Below are 17,554 nucleotides of genomic sequence, written 5' to 3' on the forward strand. Positions count from 1 at the left end.
CAATGGGATAGTGGGTGTGGGGTTACACCCGATCCGAGTACATGTCGCTTAAACGACGTGGACGGATAAACAATTTTGTTAAAATCTTTATCATTATTCTATGATTTTAATAAAATTGATAACCTGATAAAGTTGAAAGGAGGAAATATATTGAACGCCAACTGGAACTTTGACAATAGCTATGCTCGTTTACCCGAGCGATTTTTTACGAAAATACGTCCGACGCCTGTCAGTGATCCAGCGCTTGTTGTGCTTAATCGTTCGCTTGCGGATGAGCTTGGGTTATGTGTGAAGGCGTTAGCGGGCGAAGAAGGAGTGGCGGTGTTTGCAGGAAACAGTATTCCGGAAGGGGCGGAGCCGTTAGCGCAGGCGTATGCCGGGCATCAGTTTGGCCATTTTAATATGCTTGGCGATGGGCGCGCCATTTTACTTGGCGAGCATGTGACGCCAAACGGAGAGCGGGTTGATATTCAACTGAAAGGGTCGGGGCGGACGCCGTATTCGCGCGGGGGAGATGGACGTGCGGCGCTTGGACCGATGCTTCGTGAGTATATCATTAGCGAGGCGATGCATGCCCTTCGTATTCCGACGACAAGAAGTTTAGCGGTCGTGACGACAGGGGAAGTCGTCATCCGTGACAAGGAACTTCCAGGGGCGATTTTGACGCGTGTGGCAGCGAGCCATTTACGTGTTGGAACGTTTCAATATGCGGCGCGTTTTTTATCAAAAGAGGAGTTACAGGCATTAGCGGATTATGCGATAAAGCGGCATTATCCGAACGGTGAACATGCGCCAAACCGCTATCTTTTTTTCCTTGAAGAAGTGATGAAAAAGCAGGCGGCGCTTGTTGCGAAATGGCAATTAGTCGGGTTTATTCATGGAGTGATGAACACGGATAATATGACGATTAGCGGAGAAACGATTGATTACGGACCGTGTGCGTTTATGGACGTGTACGATCCGACGACAGTATTTAGTTCCATTGACACGCAAGGGCGGTATGCGTATGGGAATCAGCCGTACATTGCTGGATGGAACATCGCCCGCTTTGCAGAAAGCCTTTTGCCGCTTTTACATGACGAAGAAGAAAAAGCAATCGAGCTTGCGCAAAAAGTAATCGCACAATTTCCAACGCTATATGAAACGTATTGGCTACAAGGGATGCGCGCAAAACTTGGGCTTTGGACGGAAGAAGAGGAAGATAAAAAGCTTATCGGGGAGTTGCTGCATCTTATGTACACATATCGCGCCGATTATACGAATACGTTTCGCGCGTTGACGATAAATGAATGGGAGTTTTGCGAACAAGAGTTTCGCGACTGGCATGCCCGTTGGCAACAAAGAATAGCCCGTCAAGATATGACGAAAGATGAAGTGTACGAACGGATGCGACAACACAATCCGGCGATTATTCCGCGCAACTATCGCGTGGAAGAAGCGCTTGCGGCAGCGGTTGAGCATGGGGATGATACGGTCATGGAGCGACTACTTGACGTGTTGAAACATCCGTATGCGTACACGAAAGAACAAGAACAATATGCCAAGCCTCCAGCACCGTCTGACCGCCCGTATAAAACGTTTTGTGGGACGTAGAAAAGCTCAAGGGTCACTTGAGCTTTTTAAAATCCTGCGAGATGTTTGGCATATGCGAGCGGATTGAAAAACGTTCGTTCAATTGTTTCACGGTCGTATGATTTATACATACAATCGAATCCTGGTTTTGCATTACATTCAATAAACCAAAGCTTTCCTTGCTTATCGATCGCAAAGTCAATGCCGATTTCCCCAAATGTCCCATACACTTTTTCAATGCTTTGATAACATGTCAATAAAAATTCCTCAATTGCTCGCTTCTTCATTTCAATTTGTTCGTCCGTATCGTGCAAGTATGTTTTAAAAAAATATTCGAAACGGTAAATTTCCGATCCGGTTTGTGAACTTGTGATTGGGGAGCGATGACCCCCCACACGAACAGGATATGACGTAATATCAAGGTGGCCAGTTGGCGTTCGTTGAACGGTCGCCCGTAAGTCAATATTTCGCCCGTTCCATGTGATGACATCAATTCCTTGTTGTACAATTATTCTTTTATGTTGAAAAAAAGCTACAATGGCGTCATGAAGTTCTTCCCATCCTGCGATGTTTGTTTCATATAATTGGCGATCTTTAACATAGCTGTATATAAAATTTTGTTCATCTTGTTTCACGACTCGAGCGACACCGCGCCCATTGCTGCCGTGGCAGTCTTTTAAATAAAGTGTATCGGATAGATGAAACATATGTTGGACCGTTTCTATCCCTTTGTAACGCATCGCTTTAGGTAAATATGGTTGCATCTCTACAAACTTTTGTAGCTTTTTATGCACATCCCATTTATCAAAATAATGTTGCGGGTTCACTTTTTTCATACCGTTGATCGTTTGAAGTTGTTGGCGAATGTAGTCTGATTGTACAATTTGTTTTTGTAACACCCCACCGCCACGATCGTACAATACATCTGGAAGCGGAAACGAACGCTGTTTCCATGTAGCGTCTTGTTCGTTGAAAAAAGTTCCGTAAATTTTTTGATGAATAAAGTTGACATCGTGAATCGAGAAAAAATAGAGAATGGTTTTCGCTTTTTTATTTGCATGTACGTACTCTATTTGACGAAATTTAGGGAGTTGTCGTTTCAATTTTCGTATTTGCCCGTTGCTAATAAACATGGCGACGACTGGTCCAAGATGAATAGTGTTTCCTTTAATTTTTACGTTCGTTTCAATATCGAGTAGCCCGTCAAATTGCTCGAATACGTGTGCAGGCAGTTCAATCATATGAGTAAAATCGTTTGTTTCGCATCGTCCTGTAAAAGAAAAAGCACCAATTTGCACATGCGTATGTTCAGGATTCGTTAACTGTGCGTGCATATGTTTTGGTATCGTTATGTGATGATCATTTCCTCGTTTGAGCATGACATGCCATTGTTGTGTATGGGGTATAGTGATATATGTTGCGTAATCAATCGTTGCCATAAAAGAGCGAGAGGGGTGCTTTACATACGATGGAAGACCGGGTCCTGGGTATTTTTCTGGTTTCGAGTTTGCTTCAATGAGCCACATATGTCCCGATTCATCAATCCCTACATCTAACCCAATTTCTGCAAAATGTCCAAACTTTTTTTCGATTGCTTCACAAACGTGTTCAGCGAATGTGTGCAAATGTGCGATGGATGGAACGGTACGATATGTTTCACAAAGCGACGAGTAAATGGCTTTGAAATCGTATTGACGGCTGTCGCGTACAGTTGTAATCGATGAACGTTCTTCTGCTAAGTTAATCAGGTCGTAAATTACTTCCCAACGCCCTTCTTTATTTTTTAACATGAGTATGCGAATATCAAATGGTCGTTGTTGAAACGTCATAAGTGAAATGCCTTGCTGGACGAGAAACGGCTTATGTTTTGTGAATGACTCGACATGATCTTTTAGTTGTTCGACATTCATTTGTTCAATCATTAGATTGTCATTTTTGATAAACATGACTTCAAATACGTTTTCTTTTTTCGTAATGGACATCACTTCTCTTGCACGGCTACCGTAAAACGATTTAACAAATACGCGGTTATGTTCGTCGATCATGGTTAGTATATCGTTAAATGTTTTATATTTAATAGTCTTTGGTAAATGGTGACGAACGGTTAGAACATCGCGTAAACGTTCATATACTTCCCACTTTCCTAAATAATCAAGTTCATTTATAAATTTTATGTTAGTGTTGTTACGCATGTTAGTGCGAACGCGTTGGACGAGTGGTTTATGTTCAGTTTGAAATGATGCCCCTCGGTCGTACATGACGTGCGGGAAAGGAAGCCATCGTCGTTCAAACCGACCGTTCACGTACACGTAACCATGGACCATATTCGTGTTCCAATCAATATCGAAAATGCTGAAAAAATAGCTTAAACAATGAGCTTGTTCACTTGCGATCGCATGGTTATAAACGAACGGCTCGACATAGTCAGTGGAAAAATCAGCGATATAGGCAGTATTTAGAAAGACTCCAATTACTGGACCGACACATATGGAGTTTTTTTCTTTCCATATGTGTAGTTGATAGTCATTTAGTTGAAAAGAGGGAAAGAGAGAGCCTGAAATGATAAACGTATCGGCATCGGTCGGATAAATATATGCCCTCTCAATTGTCTGGCCAAATACAATATCGTACATCGTTGTTGGTTGAAGCTCAAACTGTTCGTATATAGCAATTGGTAAATAGCAAATATGTTTATTTACATATGTTTCTTTTTTTATTTTTATAATCATATCCCATTCCTCCGGTATTATCGTCTTTACAACATATGTTTGTATTCATTTTGTTGTTTAGGCTAGTCAATGTTTGAAACAAAAAGAAACGTTAATCATACGATAAGAATAGATTGGCAGAAAAGGAGGAGAGAACGATGAGCTTTCCAAATATCCCTCATATAAAACCGGAAATACATGTTGATCGCGATGATGCCCTCGATTTACTACTTATGTCTATTGCTTTAGAGGAGCTAAGTTTAGCCCACATTTTAAATGCAGAAGGAGAGAAAATTCAATTTGCCTTAGAAGCATTACAGCAAAGAAAAATGAAACAAAGCGTCATCGACGATTTATTAAAAGTCAATCGTAGCGTCAATAGCGTATTAAGAAATGTGATTAAAGAAGAAATGTTATTGCAATTTAAGCAAGAAAATGTGTTAGATATGATTGAAGATGAGGAGGATGATGATGAAGGGTGATGTTTATAAGCCAAAGTATATTACAAATATTGATCATATTTCGCAGTTGTCCGACCATGAAAGAGAAGTGTTAAAACAGGTTGCTAAAACGTACGTGTTTCGGATAAATGACTATTATTTAAGCTTAATTGACTGGTCTGATCCAAATGATCCTATTCGTCGCATTGTGATACCGACATTAGAAGAATTGAATGAATATGGTTCTTGGGATGCATCTGATGAGAAAAGCAACTATGTTGTACCAGGTTGTCAACATAAGTATGAAACGACGGCATTGCTGCTCGTTTCTGAAGTATGTGGTGCTTACTGTCGTTATTGTTTTCGCAAGCGATTGTTTCGTGATGATGTAAAAGAAGCACTATTGGATGTTCGTGAAGGCATAAAGTATATTGAAAAAACACCGCAAATTAATAACGTACTTCTTACAGGAGGAGATCCGCTCGCACTTTCTACGAAAAAGCTCACCACCATTATTGAACGCCTTAGACATATCGAGCATGTTCAAGTCATTCGCCTCGGTACAAAAATGCCGCTGTTTTATCCGATGAGAATTTATGAAGACGAAGAACTTTTACGCACCATTAAAAATTTTTCAACGGTCGATAAACGAATATACATCATGGCACATGTTGATCATCCACGTGAATTAACGAAAGAGGCGAAGAAAGCATTTGAAGCACTACATGATGCGGGAGCAGTCATCGTGAATCAGACTCCTGTGTTAAAAGGAATTAACGATGATCCTCATGTATTAGCCCAGCTGTTAGATGAACTGTCATGGATAGGAATTACTCCGTATTATTTTTTCATCAATCGACCTGTCGCAGGGAATCAATCGTTTGTTCTTCCACTGCATGAAGTATACCGCATTGTCGAAGAAGCGAAAGCAAAAACGTCAGGTTTAGGAAAACGAGTGAAACTGGTCATGAGCCATGCTTCAGGAAAAATTGAAATATTAGCTATTGAAAATAAAAAAGCGTATTTAAAATATCATCAAAGTCGATATGGGCATTACGGGAAGTTTTTTGTTCTCGATTGTCCAGATGATGCGACATGGTTTGATGATTTACCTGGAAGTGATCAATATACAACATAGAAAACGTCCCTTTTCTTATTGGAAAGGGATGTTGTTACGTTGTAATATAAGGAAAGAAAGGGGGAGAAAGATTGTTTCCGTTTTTGCACGACAACGTATACATAAAGATAAAGCTTTCGAAAGGAACGGTTGTTTTTCGAGAAGGGGATATGTGTGAGCATGTCGCTTTTATCGTCTCTGGTGTCATTCGGGTTGCAAAAATAGGGGAGAATGGGAAGGAAGTAAATTTATATCGCGTTTGTCGTGGAGAGTCATGTGTATTGACTATTTCCAGTTTGTTGTCACATTCCCCTTTTCCTGCGACGGCGATTGTGGAAGAAGATGTGGAAGCACTAATTGTCCCGAAACATACGTTTGCGAAGATGATGACAACAAATGTTGAACTACAAACGTTCGTTTATGACATGATGATGAATCGTTTTATGACGATGATGCAAATGATTGAGCACATCGTATTTGAAAAAATGGATAAGCGTTTAATCGAGTTTTTGCTTACACGATGCGACAACAGCAAGACAAACATGATCGAGATGACGCATGAACATATTGCTGTGGAACTTGGAACGGCACGTGAAGTCGTCAGCCGAATATTAAAGCAACTTGAGCGTGACGGATACGTTCAACTGGCGCGTGGAAAAGTAAAAATTGTAGACAAAGAAAGATTGTGTGACAAATTTGCAACAATGTGACTTTATCACAGAACGTTTCCTTTTTTTCCTCTATGATTAAAGAGAGATGAGAAGAGGGGAGGAAAAAAGATGAAAGCAAATGTTGGTTCCGTCGATCGTATGATTCGCTTCATATTAGGTATTGCACTATTAGGATTATTTTTTCTTGAGGGAAATATAAAATATGTCGGCATTTTAGGAATTGTTCTTATCGCTACGGCATTTATGAGATTTTGTCCACTTTACGTTCCGTTTCGGATCAATACGACGAAGAAATAGCTTTACTCATTTTAGTTGAAATTAAATAAGAAGGCGCCTTCAGGACGCCTTCCTTAATCTACTTTTAACACAACGCGACCGTTAATTTGTCCTTTTAACATACGATCGAATACATCGTTAATGTTTTCAAGCGGTTGAACTTCGACAATTGTTTTTACTTTTCCTTCTGCTGCAAATTGAAGTGCTTCTTGTAAGTCTTTGCGCGTACCAACGATAGAACCAATAATTTTTACTCCATTTAATACCGTATCGAAAATTGGAATAGGTATTTCTTCCGGCGGTAATCCGACGAGTACACAAGCACCACCGCGACGAATGGCTTTGTAGGCTGATTCGAACGCGGCTTTTGAAACAGCAGTGACGACAGCTGCATGCACGCCACCAACTTTTTCTTTCATCCATTGCGCGGCGTCTTCATGTTTTGGATTGACGACAAGATCAGCTCCCAACTGTTTAGCTAACTCAAGTTTTTCATCGCCTAAATCGACAGCAACGACGTTTAGCCCCATCGCCTTTGCATATTGAACAGCGACGTGTCCGAGGCCGCCAATACCGTAAATTGCTACCCACTCACCAGGTTTTGCACCTGTTACTTTTAAAGCTTTATATGTTGTTACGCCAGCGCAAAAAATTGGAGCAGCCTCTTCAAATGATAAGTTATCAGGAATTTTCACGACATAATCAGCTGCAGCACGACAATATTCAGCGTAACCACCGTCAACCGAATATCCAGCGTTTTGTTGATGCTCACATAATGTTTCTTGTCCGCTTAAGCAATAATCACAATGGCCGCAAGCGGAATAAAGCCAAGGGATACCGACGCGATCTCCGACTTTTAAGTGCGTCACCCCTGGTCCAACTTCTTCGATGACACCAACGCCTTCATGTCCAGGAATGAGCGGTAGTTTTGGCTTTACAGGCCAGTCGCCATGTGCGGCATGCAAGTCTGTATGACATACTCCACACGCTTTAATGCGCACTAGCACTTCTCCATATGAAATTGTTGGTTTTTCTACTTCTTTAATTTGTAATGGTTCTTTAAATTGTTCCACAACTGCAGCTTTCATAATTATAATCCTCCTTCTAAGTGAAAAGGGATTTTTTGGTCTATGCATATTTAATGTAACATGTATTAAATTTGTTAAAAATATCACAAACAAACTGTTCGAAAAAATGTAAAAGTTTTTTGGATAAAAAGGTAAATTTTTGTTTTTTGTCTTGACGAAGTAAAATGTTACCCTTTTAGTTACAACTCACCACTTCCTTTTTCCTAGTTGTTGTGTTAAGATGGAAATGTAAAAAATTGAATAATCGGCAAACTACTCGAAAGGGTAGGGCGCAAAGCTATAGGGGCTACGTCTATTGTATAGATATGCCAGCCAGTTGCCCTTCTTATAAGGAAATGATTAAGAAGGTTTTACGGTCGAACGATAGCTGCCTATGTATTTGTTTTTTAGGCGGCTTTTATTTTTATCAACATAGGAGGATGAAGACAGCATGAAGGTAACAGTAAGAAAAAAATTGGTGGCGACGTTTCTTTCGGTATTATTGTTGTTTATTGTTGTAAGTATGCTTACATATAATCGGCTAGAGACAATTGATCAACAATATTCAGAAGCGATGAACAAAGGATTTGAACGGATTACGCTCGTGACAAATATGCAAAATGCGATGTTACGTGAACAAATTGCTGTGCGGGGGTATTTAATTAATGGAAAGCCGGAAAGCTTAACCGCATTTGAGCAAGCAGCGAGCGAGTTTACAGATAACCAAGAGATGATTGCATCATTACAGCTAGAAAATGAGGCAAAACAAGAGGTTGATCGTCTAGTAAAAGCAGAAAAAGAGTATCGCGACATTGCGAAACAAGCGATAGAGTTTAAAAAGCAAGGTCAAATGGATGAAATTTCACGGATTATGAAAGAGCGAGGAAATGCGATTACGGTTGAAGTGACAGAGGCAGGAGAACAAGCGCGTGCGACGCAAGTGAAGCATTTGCAGCAAATGAGTGAAACGTTGTCTGAGCAAGCGAAAGACATGAAGTATATGACGCTTATTACAATCGGCATCTCTTTTCTTGTTAGTATGGCTTTAGCTTTATATATTAGCGAAAAAATTTCAAGACCTGTTCAACAAATTTCTGAACATGCCGAAAAAATTGCACACGGCGATTTGTCAGTTGATGATATTCATGTAGCAAATCGTGATGAAATTGGTCAATTAGCAAAATCGTTTAACCAAATGGTTCACAATTTGAAACAGCTTATTCAACAAGTAAGCACAGCGACTGAGCATGTATCTGCTTCCGCCCAAGAGTTGATGGCAAGTGCTGAACAGGCAAGCGCAGCGACAGAAGAAGTGACGACAGCGATTCAAGAAGTAGCCCAAGGAGCAGAAATGCAAGGAAAACATGCGGAGGAGAGTTCGCAAGCGATCGGTGAAATGGCGGCAGGAATTGAGCGAATGGCTCAAACAGCAACCGTCGTGGCGAATTCCGCAACAGAAACGACAAAACAAGCTACTGTTGGCCAGCAATATTTACAACAAGTTGTGACGCAAATGAATACGATTAACGAATCAACAAACGAAACAAATATAGTTATTAAAGAGTTAAATGAGAAGTCGGCCCAAATTGGAAAAATTGTTGACGTCATCGTCGGCATTGCTGAACAAACGAATTTATTAGCACTTAACGCAGCGATTGAAGCGGCACGTGCCGGAGAACACGGAAAAGGATTTGCGGTTGTGGCGGACGAAGTGCGTAAACTCGCAGAGCAATCTCGCGAATCGGCAAATCAAATTGCGCAATTAATTGAGATGATTCAACAAAACACCGGTTATGTTGTGCAAATTGTCGGCAAAGGAACGGAAGAAGTGAAACAAGGAACAAAATTAGTGGAGCAAACAGGAACGTTCTTTGGGCAAATTTTGCGTTCCATTGAACAAGTGAATGCACAAATTCAAGAACTATCAGCGATTTCAGAGCAAATGTCAGCAGGCGTTCATCAAGTGCATGCTTCAATGGATGAAGTATCGTCTATTGCGAAACGGTTTGTTGAACGGACGGCCGAAATTTCTGCTTCTTCTGAAGAGCAGCTTGCTTCAAGTGAAGAAGTGACATCTGCCGCTACATCGTTAGCTGAAATGGCGGAGCAATTACGCAATGCTGTCGCAACGTTTAAAGTATAAAGAAGTCTCTTGATTATAAGGGGAAGCGAGAGTATGTTATCGGTGACGATCTTTATATGTGGAGCGATATAGTTCCTCTTTGCTTTTTAATGAATACCATTGTCCAACGGAAAGCGACAAAATCATGAAAATTGCACCGATTGCAAAACCTATACGGTAATAACCGAGAAAAAATAGTAAGAAAGACATCACTAACGTTGTAATAAGTACGATAAGCAAAATGTTTTTTCCTTTTTCTTTTCCCATATCGTTTCCTCCTCTCTGTTTGTATTATAACAAGAATATGTCACTATTAAAATGCACATGTGGATCAACAAAGGTGTCCCGTCATGATGTTGGGACACCTTTTCTTTTATCGATGATTTTTTTCTTTTTGGCTTTGGCGAATGTTAGCTGCTTCAGCGCGTGCTTGTGCTTCTAAATCCTCATGATCGGCAAGTTCTGCAGAAAACTTGACATCATGTCCGTCTGGTTTGATTGGTTTTGGCATTTCCATCCCTCCTTATTGCTCATCTCACTAGTAGCATGTGATGAACAATGGAAAAAATGAATGGCGAATGTTGTTAATGACGAGCATGTTTGTCGGTAAATCCACCGGCTTGATCTGCGCGTTTAAAATCGCGGGCGTATGTCACTTCTTGTGCGCTAGAGAGCGTACTTTTTGTTTTCTCACGTTTCTTTTTGTCAGACATATGTATCCCTCACTTTTATAAAAATGTCACGTTAACATTATGAACAGAAAAATAAAAAATTATCCAAATAAAAAAACCTGTTCGTGCAGAACAGGTTACGCTTCTTTTCGTTGTTGTTCATCGTCAAGTCTTTGTTGGCGCATCGCATACAACGTATAGTTGTCCTTTGAAATTTCATATAAGTTATATATATCTTCGCCTTGGTTTATTGCTTCCCATAATTGCTTTCTCGTTTCATTAGCAAGGGTGACATAAGGAAGTTTTTCAGCGGCTTTTGTGGAGCGGACGTTGACTTTGCGAATGCGCATGAAGATCGTGTTGATGGAACGTTCGTAAAACAGTTCATTAAAGAAGGCGTCTTTAGCTATTTGATTGTACCCTTTTCCATGATACGGCTTGCCAAGCCATGTGCCTAAAAAACCAGCGCCATCTTCAATGTCAAATAAGTTAATCGTTCCAATCGGATTGCCCCACTCATCTAAAATGGTGCGCGAAATGAGTTCACCGCGTTCTTCGGCTTCAATCGTTTGCTTCGTTATAAACAAAAACTCCTCGTATGAATATGCTTTATGGCGCACGAAAGGGAAGACGTCTGGGTGCACCATAAGCTCGTATAACGCTTGACAATCTTGTAGTTCGCGTTTTTTTAACATCGAATCTCCCTCCATTCACGAGGGCAGTCGACCATAGGGAACGAGCCACCCTCGAAATTTTTTAATTTATGCAAATCAAAAAATTTCGGGGTGGGAATCGAACCCACTAGAACCAGCGCATGGCTGGTGGCGCACCATTTGCCTTCCCTTACTGTCGCATCGATATATAGTTTTGAACGTATATTTCGCATATAACCTTTTATATCATACTTGAAACGGTGTAAAAAATAAATAGTTTTTTTATTAATTTTTTTTGTATATTATTTCCCCATTAATCATTGTAAATATAGGGGTTGCAATATAATGAAACGGATGATAATTCCAAACGACAATATCGGCATCTTTTCCAACCTCTAAACTGCCGACACGGTCGTCTACTCCTAAATTACGTGCTGGTAAAATCGTAATTCCTTCGAGCGCTTTTTGTTCATCAAGTCCTTCACGAACAGCAATTGCAGCACAAATGTGTAAATATTGAATTGGCGTGTATGGGTGGTCTGTAGTAATAGAGACGTGAACACCTGCGTCACATAAAATTTTGTACGTTTTCCAACTTTTATTTTTTAGTTCTACTTTGGATCGGCGTGTCAATGTTGGTCCGACGGAAACTTGCAAGTTTCGTCCTTGTAGCTCCTCAGCGATTAAATGTCCTTCTGTACAATGTTCGATCCGTAAATCAAGCCCAAACTCATCCGCTAGGCGAATAGCGGACAAAATATCATCGGCGCGATGGGCGTGAACACGAATCGGAATTTCACGATTTAATGCTTGAATGATCGGGATTGTGCGAAAATCGTGCGGCCAATCGCTATATTTTGCGTTGTAAAACGTTTCGCGAAGCATTCCCATAATGCCCATGCGCGTGAGCGACTCTTTATTCCCTTGACTATGCATTCGTTTCGGATTTTCACCGAGTGCGATTTTTAACCCAGCTGGCTGTTTAATAATCATGTTTTCGACGTTTTTCCCATACGTCTTAATGACTGCCGTCGTTCCACCGATGACATTCGCGCTTCCAGGCATAATATGAACCGTCGTAATGCCGTGTTCGATCGCATCTCGAAAGCCGGGATCGAGCGGATATACGCTATCAATGGCACGCACATGAGGAGTCATCGTTTCAATTGTTTCATTTGCATCGTTACCTGCCCATCCAGTTCCTTCATCATACAAACCGAGATGTGTATGCACATCAATGAAACCAGGGAAAACATATTTTCCTGATACATCGATCACTTCTGTTCCGTCATGAACAGGAAGGTCATAACCAATATCTGTGATTTTTCCATTCTCAATACGTACATCTGCCCCTTTCATTGGAGGGGAGGTGATTGGATATACGATCCCATATTTAAGCAATATGCTTTTCATGCCAAGAAGCTCCTTTATTTCTTTTTCGTATAGTGTATTCGTCACGATTTTAGTATGTTCGCTAGCGCTTGATCAATAGTGGGAAATGAAAAATGATATCCTGCTTGAAGAAGTTTTTCTGGGATTACGCGCTGTCCTTCTAACAGAAGCATGCTCATTTCCCCTAACAACACTTTTAGAACGAAGGATGGAACTGGGAGCCAATGTGGACGTTGTAATACGTTTGCGACTGCTTTCCCGAACTTTTCCATCGTTACAGGATGTGGAGCAGTGACGTTAATCGGACCCGATATGTTTTTATGTCGAATCGCAAAATCAATTGCGCCAATGACATCGTCCATATGAACCCATGACATCCACTGATTACCTTGTCCAATCGTTCCTCCAATGAACCATTTGTAAGGAAGAACGATGCGAGGAAGGGCCCCACCGTCTCCTCCTAAAATAATGCCAAAACGCATAAACACGGTTCGTACGCCGAGCGCTTCCATGCGCCGTCCAGCTTCTTCCCATCGTTTGACGGTTTGAGCTAAAAAGTCTGTTCCTGTCGTTTCATTTCGCTCTGTAAACGTCTGATCAAGCGACGTGCCATAAATGCCAATAGCGCTCGCTTGAATGACAACGCTCGGCTTTTGTTTCATATTGGTGATAAGATCATATATCGCGTTTGTTGCTTGTAATCGACTTTCTACAATGGCTCGCTTTCTCGCTTCGTTCCATCGTCCGCTATTAATCGATTCACCAGCTAAATTAATGACAATATCGATCGAAGGTAATTGCTCGATAGGATTTACACCGTCCGTTAGCCATTGTACATAATGAACATACGGATCGCTCTCCCGCTTTTGAGCGTTTCGCGTTAATATATACATATGATGGCCATTTTGTGTAAAATATGTCGTCAATGCTTTACCGACAAATCCGGTTCCTCCAGCAATTAAAATATTCATTATTTTCCCTCCTTTCCTTATATTATGCGTTTTTTAAAAAGAAAAAGAAAGAAAAGGTGTGTTTAACGATGCGAATTGAAAAAATTGAAGTGGATAAGAAAAATGCTGAACGTTTTTACGTTCATCTTGTCAAAGAAGATGGAGAGAAACAACTCGTTTCTGTGGATCAAGACGTATTGATTGAGTATCGGCTGAAAAAAGGAATGACAGTAACAGAAAAGCAATGGATGGAAATGATAAAAAAAGATGACGAAACACAAGCATATAAGATGGCGCTTCGTTTTTTAGCTTACCGTATGCGTTCGAAACAAGAAGTTACGGATTATTTAGAAAAAAAAGGGGTAGATCGTGGGGCGATTGAACGAGTAATGGGGAAGCTACAAAATGAGCGATATATCGACGATGAACAATTTGCACATGCGTACGTGCAAACGCAAGTAAATACGACGATGAAAGGACCTTATGTCATTTATAAAGAACTGATAGATAAAGGAATATGTGAAGATACGATTGCGAAAGCGATGGAGCGTTATACGGAAGAGATGCAACAGGATAAAGCGATGAAGTGGGTTGAAAAAGTAAATAAACAATCAAAAAGACGATCATATCAAGAACAAAAAGCGTATATAGCGCAACTGTTGCATATGAAAGGTTTTCCTGTTCATATCATTGAGAGGGTAAAGCAACAGATCACTTTAAACGATGAAGAACAATGGGAAGCGCTCGTATATCATGGAGAAAAAGCACATCGTCGCTATGAAACATATGACCGCTATACGTACGAACAAAAAATGAAACAAGCACTGTACCGAAAAGGGTTTCCGATTTCGTTAATTGAGAAATTTTTGGAAAAGAAAAAGGAGGATTAATTCCTCCTATTCAACGATGATTTCTGGTTGGCGTTTATATTCATTTACGATCGTTTCGGCTACTTGTTTTGGGGAGCGAAGACGAGAGCGATCTTGAATATGGTTACAATCGTCCCAAAACGGCGTGTTCATCCCACCCATATATACAGCGGTGACGGCAACATTCGTTTCTGCAAGCTCCTTCACAAGACTTTCGCTAAATCCGCGTACGGCGAATTTACTTGCAACGTACACACTTTCGTTGACTTTGCCACGCAACCCAGCTGTCGAAATAATGTTCATCATATTTGCTTCTGGCAACGTCTTAAAATACGGAAGAAACGCTTTTGTCATATATATTGTGCCTTTGACGTTAATGTCGATCATTTCATGAATATGTTGTTCCGTCATTTGTTCAAGCGGTCCGAAATAGCCGACGCCTGCATTGTTAATGAGCATCGTTACGTTATGCTTCTGACAAAGCATTTCCGCTGCTTTATGCACTTGTTCATTATTTGTAATATCAAGCGAAAAAGCAACTGCCTTCCCTCCAAAAGATTCAATTTGTCGTTGGACAGATTGTAGTGGCTCCTTTCTTCTCCCGACTAAAATGATTTCGTACCCTCGTTGTGCATATAAAAGGGCAAGTTCTTTTCCGAGACCCGTTCCAGCCCCTGTGATAATGATACTTTCCATTACTTTCATCCTTTCGCACGTCATATATTCACAACAATATGGAAAACGTATACATAAGTAGTTGTCAAGAAGTAGTCAAATGTAATTGTGAATATATGCACAAACATATGGTATAATGTCTTATGTCATTATATTACAAAAAAGAAAGGGGAACAATATGAGCTTTTTACAAGTGATTACAGCTTCTACACCAGTATTAGCTGTCTTTCTTTTTCTCGTTTTATTGCGTTTACCAGCGGCAAAAGCGATGCCGATTAGTTTTCTTATTACTGTTATGTTATCGTTATTTGTTTGGAAAATGCCCGGCATTCAAGTGGCAGCTGCAACGATTGAAGGGGTAATTGTAGCCATTTCAATTTTATGGATTATTTTCGGTGCGATTTTGTTGTTAAATACGTTGACGAAAAGTGGAGCGATGGATACGATTCGAAGCGGATTTTTAGGCATTACGCGCGACCGACGTGTGCAAGTCATTATTATCGCATGGTTGTTTGGTGCATTTATTGAAGGGGCAGCAGGATTTGGAACGCCTGCAGCCATCGGGGCTCCACTTCTTGTTGCTTTAGGGTTTCCGCCACTTGCTGCGGTTGTCGTTGCCCTTGTCGCAGATAGTAGTCCTGTTTCGTTCGGTGCAGTCGGAACACCGATTATTGTCGGGGTAGATCAAGGGCTTCGTGAAGGAAATTCCGTTGCTGAACAAGTGCAACAAGTGATCGGCACAGCCGATTTATCTTCGTTCCTTCAAACGCTCGCAAAACAAGCAGTGTCATTTGACATTGTAATCGGTACGTTCATTCCGCTTATTTTAGTGCTTATTTTAACGCGTTTTTTTGGAGAAAATCGTTCGTGGAAAGAAGGATTTGAAATTTGGAAGTTTGCTTTATTTGCGGGGCTTAGCTTTACACTTCCAGCATTTCTCGTTGCTTCTTTTCTCGGACCAGAGTTCCCGTCCATGATCGGTGGGTTAATTGGTTTAGCGATCGTTGTCCCAGCGGCGAAAAAAGGATTTTTATTACCGAAAGAGCCATGGGATTTTAAGAAAACAGATGAAGTACGACATGTGGCGAACGTACAAAAAAGTGAAATGCCTCTTTTACTTGCATGGATGCCGTATATTCTTGTTGCGCTTATTTTAGTGTTGACAAGGTTACAAAACTTGCCGTTAAAAGCATGGTTACGTTCTGTGAAAATACAGTTTAACAACATTTTAGGAACGAACATTAGCACATCAATTGAACCGTTATATTTGCCAGGGACGATTTTCCTTGTCGTCATTCTCATCACCGTTTTTATGCATAAAATGAAACGGGAAGATGTCGTGGCGACGATGAAAGAGTCCGCATATACGTTGATCGGTAGTGCCATTGCGCTCGGAACAGCTGTGCCGATGGTGCGCATTTTTATTAACTCTAGTGTAAACGATGCAGGGCTTGCTAGTATGCCAATTGAGTTAGCATCGCTCGTCGCAGGGGGAGTGGGGGCTGCTTGGCCGCTCGTTGCTCCTTTGATCGGTTCGCTCGGTTCGTTTATTTCCGGTAGTGCCACGTTTAGTAATATGATGTTTTCTTTATTCCAATTTAGCATTGCTGATCAAATTCAAGTGCCGCATCATATCGTCATCGCTGGACAAATGTTAGGGGCGAATGCGGGCAACATGGTTTGTGTATTAAACGTTGTTGCGGCAGCTTCCGTTGTTGGTCTTGCCGGGAAAGAAGGAACGATCATTCGTATGACACTCATTCCAATGCTTTATTACGTATTGATGACTGGAATATTTAGCCTCCTCTTGATCTATGTATTTTAGCTTCACTTTATGATACGATGAAAATGAAGTTGTCATAAAGTGGAGTGGGGAGAATGGATCAAAAACGATATAGTGAAATGAACGAATGGGAATTAAAACAAGAGATCGCCACATTAACTGAAAAAGCACGAAAAGCAGAACAAATGGGAATGGTGAACGAATACGCGGTATATGAGCGGAAAATTGCCATGGCTAAAGCATACTTATTAAATCCCGATGACTTTCAACCTGGGGAATTTTACGAAATTGAAGGAGATCCGCAGTCGTTATTTAAACTTCAATATATAAACGGCGTATTCGCATGGGGGTATCGTTTAAATGATCCGCACACCGAAGTGGCGTTGCCCATTTCATTGCTAAAGAAAAGAGGTTGACACGTTAAAATGGTACCTGTAGGTAGGACACTCGAAAAAAAGAGTGTTCAACTTACAGGTATTTTTATATACTTGAATTTCAGAATATGGGGGGTAGGGGACAATATGAGTAAAATAACTTTTTCATCTAAAGAGATAAACATACTTCAAAAAAATCCAAATGTACAACGTG

General features: G+C 40.8%; 17 protein-coding genes, 1 pseudogene and 1 riboswitch. Of the genes and pseudogenes, 9 read left to right on the forward strand and 9 right to left on the reverse strand.

The features are described 5' to 3' along the window. Positions 1-150 precede the first annotated feature (150 nt). Entirely contained in the window at positions 151-1,593 is a 1,443-nt protein-coding gene (locus EKC99_RS13395) for a protein adenylyltransferase SelO (RefSeq protein ID WP_163152290.1), read from the forward strand. 26 nt (positions 1,594-1,619) lie between these two features. Here the strand turns inward: EKC99_RS13395 and EKC99_RS13400 are convergent, their stop codons facing one another. Next, a complete protein-coding gene (locus tag EKC99_RS13400) occupies positions 1,620-4,301 on the reverse strand; it encodes a YheC/YheD family endospore coat-associated protein (protein ID WP_163152292.1) in 2,682 nt (893 codons plus the stop codon). A gap of 137 nt (positions 4,302-4,438) precedes the next feature. Here EKC99_RS13400 and EKC99_RS13405 point away from each other — a divergent pair, with 137 nt between their 5' ends. The 4 genes from EKC99_RS13405 (at position 4,439) to EKC99_RS13420 (ending at position 6,805) form a co-directional block, all read left to right on the forward strand. Then, positions 4,439-4,762: an alpha-helical endospore appendage domain-containing protein gene (locus tag EKC99_RS13405; protein WP_163152294.1), complete on the forward strand. Its 324-nt coding sequence runs from the start codon at positions 4,439-4,441 to the stop codon at positions 4,760-4,762. Beyond that, on the forward strand, positions 4,746-5,858 hold the full coding sequence (locus EKC99_RS13410; RefSeq protein WP_240468886.1) for a KamA family radical SAM protein: 1,113 nt from the start codon (positions 4,746-4,748) through the stop codon (positions 5,856-5,858). Before EKC99_RS13405 ends, EKC99_RS13410 begins: the two co-directional genes overlap by 17 nt. A 71-nt stretch (positions 5,859-5,929) precedes the next feature. Beyond that, complete coding sequence (locus tag EKC99_RS13415; RefSeq protein ID WP_019418572.1) at positions 5,930-6,547, forward strand: Crp/Fnr family transcriptional regulator; 618 nt, start codon at positions 5,930-5,932, stop codon at positions 6,545-6,547. 69 nt (positions 6,548-6,616) lie between these two features. Further along, positions 6,617-6,805, forward strand: a complete 189-nt coding sequence (locus EKC99_RS13420) for a YgaP family membrane protein (RefSeq protein WP_019418571.1) — start codon at positions 6,617-6,619, stop codon at positions 6,803-6,805. Positions 6,806-6,858: 53 nt separating this feature from the next. Here EKC99_RS13420 and adhP read toward each other — a convergent pair whose 3' ends face one another. Continuing rightward, a complete protein-coding gene (gene adhP / locus EKC99_RS13425; RefSeq protein ID WP_163152296.1) occupies positions 6,859-7,872 on the reverse strand; it encodes an alcohol dehydrogenase AdhP in 1,014 nt (337 codons plus the stop codon). A gap of 236 nt (positions 7,873-8,108) precedes the next feature. Further along, positions 8,109-8,196, forward strand: a riboswitch (cyclic di-GMP riboswitch). Positions 8,197-8,302: 106 nt separating this feature from the next. Here adhP and EKC99_RS13430 point away from each other — a divergent pair. Beyond that, complete coding sequence (locus tag EKC99_RS13430) at positions 8,303-9,994, forward strand: methyl-accepting chemotaxis protein (RefSeq protein WP_163152298.1); 1,692 nt, start codon at positions 8,303-8,305, stop codon at positions 9,992-9,994. Between the two features lie 36 nt (positions 9,995-10,030). Here the strand turns inward: EKC99_RS13430 and EKC99_RS13435 are convergent, their stop codons facing one another. From EKC99_RS13435 to EKC99_RS13460, 6 genes and pseudogenes are all read right to left on the reverse strand, one after another. Continuing rightward, the gene (locus tag EKC99_RS13435) at positions 10,031-10,240 is read right to left on the reverse strand and encodes a hypothetical protein (protein WP_009360843.1); all 210 of its coding nucleotides are present in this window, start codon (positions 10,238-10,240) and stop codon (positions 10,031-10,033) included. A gap of 106 nt (positions 10,241-10,346) precedes the next feature. Then, a pseudogene (locus tag EKC99_RS13440) lies at positions 10,347-10,487 on the reverse strand (YfhD family protein); the annotation flags it as partial. A 70-nt stretch (positions 10,488-10,557) separates the two neighbouring features. Beyond that, positions 10,558-10,686, reverse strand: a complete 129-nt coding sequence (locus EKC99_RS13445) for a YfhE family protein (protein WP_009360845.1) — start codon at positions 10,684-10,686, stop codon at positions 10,558-10,560. A 95-nt stretch (positions 10,687-10,781) separates the two neighbouring features. Continuing rightward, on the reverse strand, positions 10,782-11,339 hold the full coding sequence (locus EKC99_RS13450; RefSeq protein ID WP_026011853.1) for a GNAT family N-acetyltransferase: 558 nt from the start codon (positions 11,337-11,339) through the stop codon (positions 10,782-10,784). A gap of 243 nt (positions 11,340-11,582) precedes the next feature. Then, a complete protein-coding gene (locus EKC99_RS13455; protein WP_009360847.1) occupies positions 11,583-12,710 on the reverse strand; it encodes an amidohydrolase in 1,128 nt (375 codons plus the stop codon). A gap of 41 nt (positions 12,711-12,751) precedes the next feature. After that, the gene (locus EKC99_RS13460) at positions 12,752-13,660 is read right to left on the reverse strand and encodes a TIGR01777 family oxidoreductase (protein ID WP_009360848.1); all 909 of its coding nucleotides are present in this window, start codon (positions 13,658-13,660) and stop codon (positions 12,752-12,754) included. 68 nt (positions 13,661-13,728) lie between these two features. Between EKC99_RS13460 and recX the strand changes: the two genes are divergently transcribed. After that, positions 13,729-14,529: a recombination regulator RecX gene (gene recX, locus EKC99_RS13465; protein WP_019418565.1), complete on the forward strand. Its 801-nt coding sequence runs from the start codon at positions 13,729-13,731 to the stop codon at positions 14,527-14,529. 6 nt (positions 14,530-14,535) lie between these two features. Here the strand turns inward: recX and EKC99_RS13470 are convergent, their stop codons facing one another. Next, a complete protein-coding gene (locus EKC99_RS13470; RefSeq protein ID WP_026011852.1) occupies positions 14,536-15,204 on the reverse strand; it encodes an SDR family NAD(P)-dependent oxidoreductase in 669 nt (222 codons plus the stop codon). Between the two features lie 157 nt (positions 15,205-15,361). On the opposite strand from EKC99_RS13470, the gene EKC99_RS13475 reads away from it, so the two are divergent. Next, complete coding sequence (locus EKC99_RS13475) at positions 15,362-17,008, forward strand: L-lactate permease (RefSeq protein ID WP_049720848.1); 1,647 nt, start codon at positions 15,362-15,364, stop codon at positions 17,006-17,008. A 53-nt stretch (positions 17,009-17,061) separates the two neighbouring features. Then, positions 17,062-17,382 carry a YfhH family protein gene (locus EKC99_RS13480; RefSeq protein ID WP_035063987.1) on the forward strand — a complete coding sequence of 107 codons (321 nt, stop codon included), beginning with the start codon at positions 17,062-17,064 and terminating at the stop codon, positions 17,380-17,382. Positions 17,383-17,554: the final 172 nt, after the last annotated feature.

The organism is Anoxybacillus sp. MB8 (genome assembly GCF_011006755.1).
In the GTDB taxonomy this organism is placed as follows: Bacteria; Bacillota; Bacilli; order Bacillales; family Anoxybacillaceae; genus Anoxybacillus; species Anoxybacillus gonensis.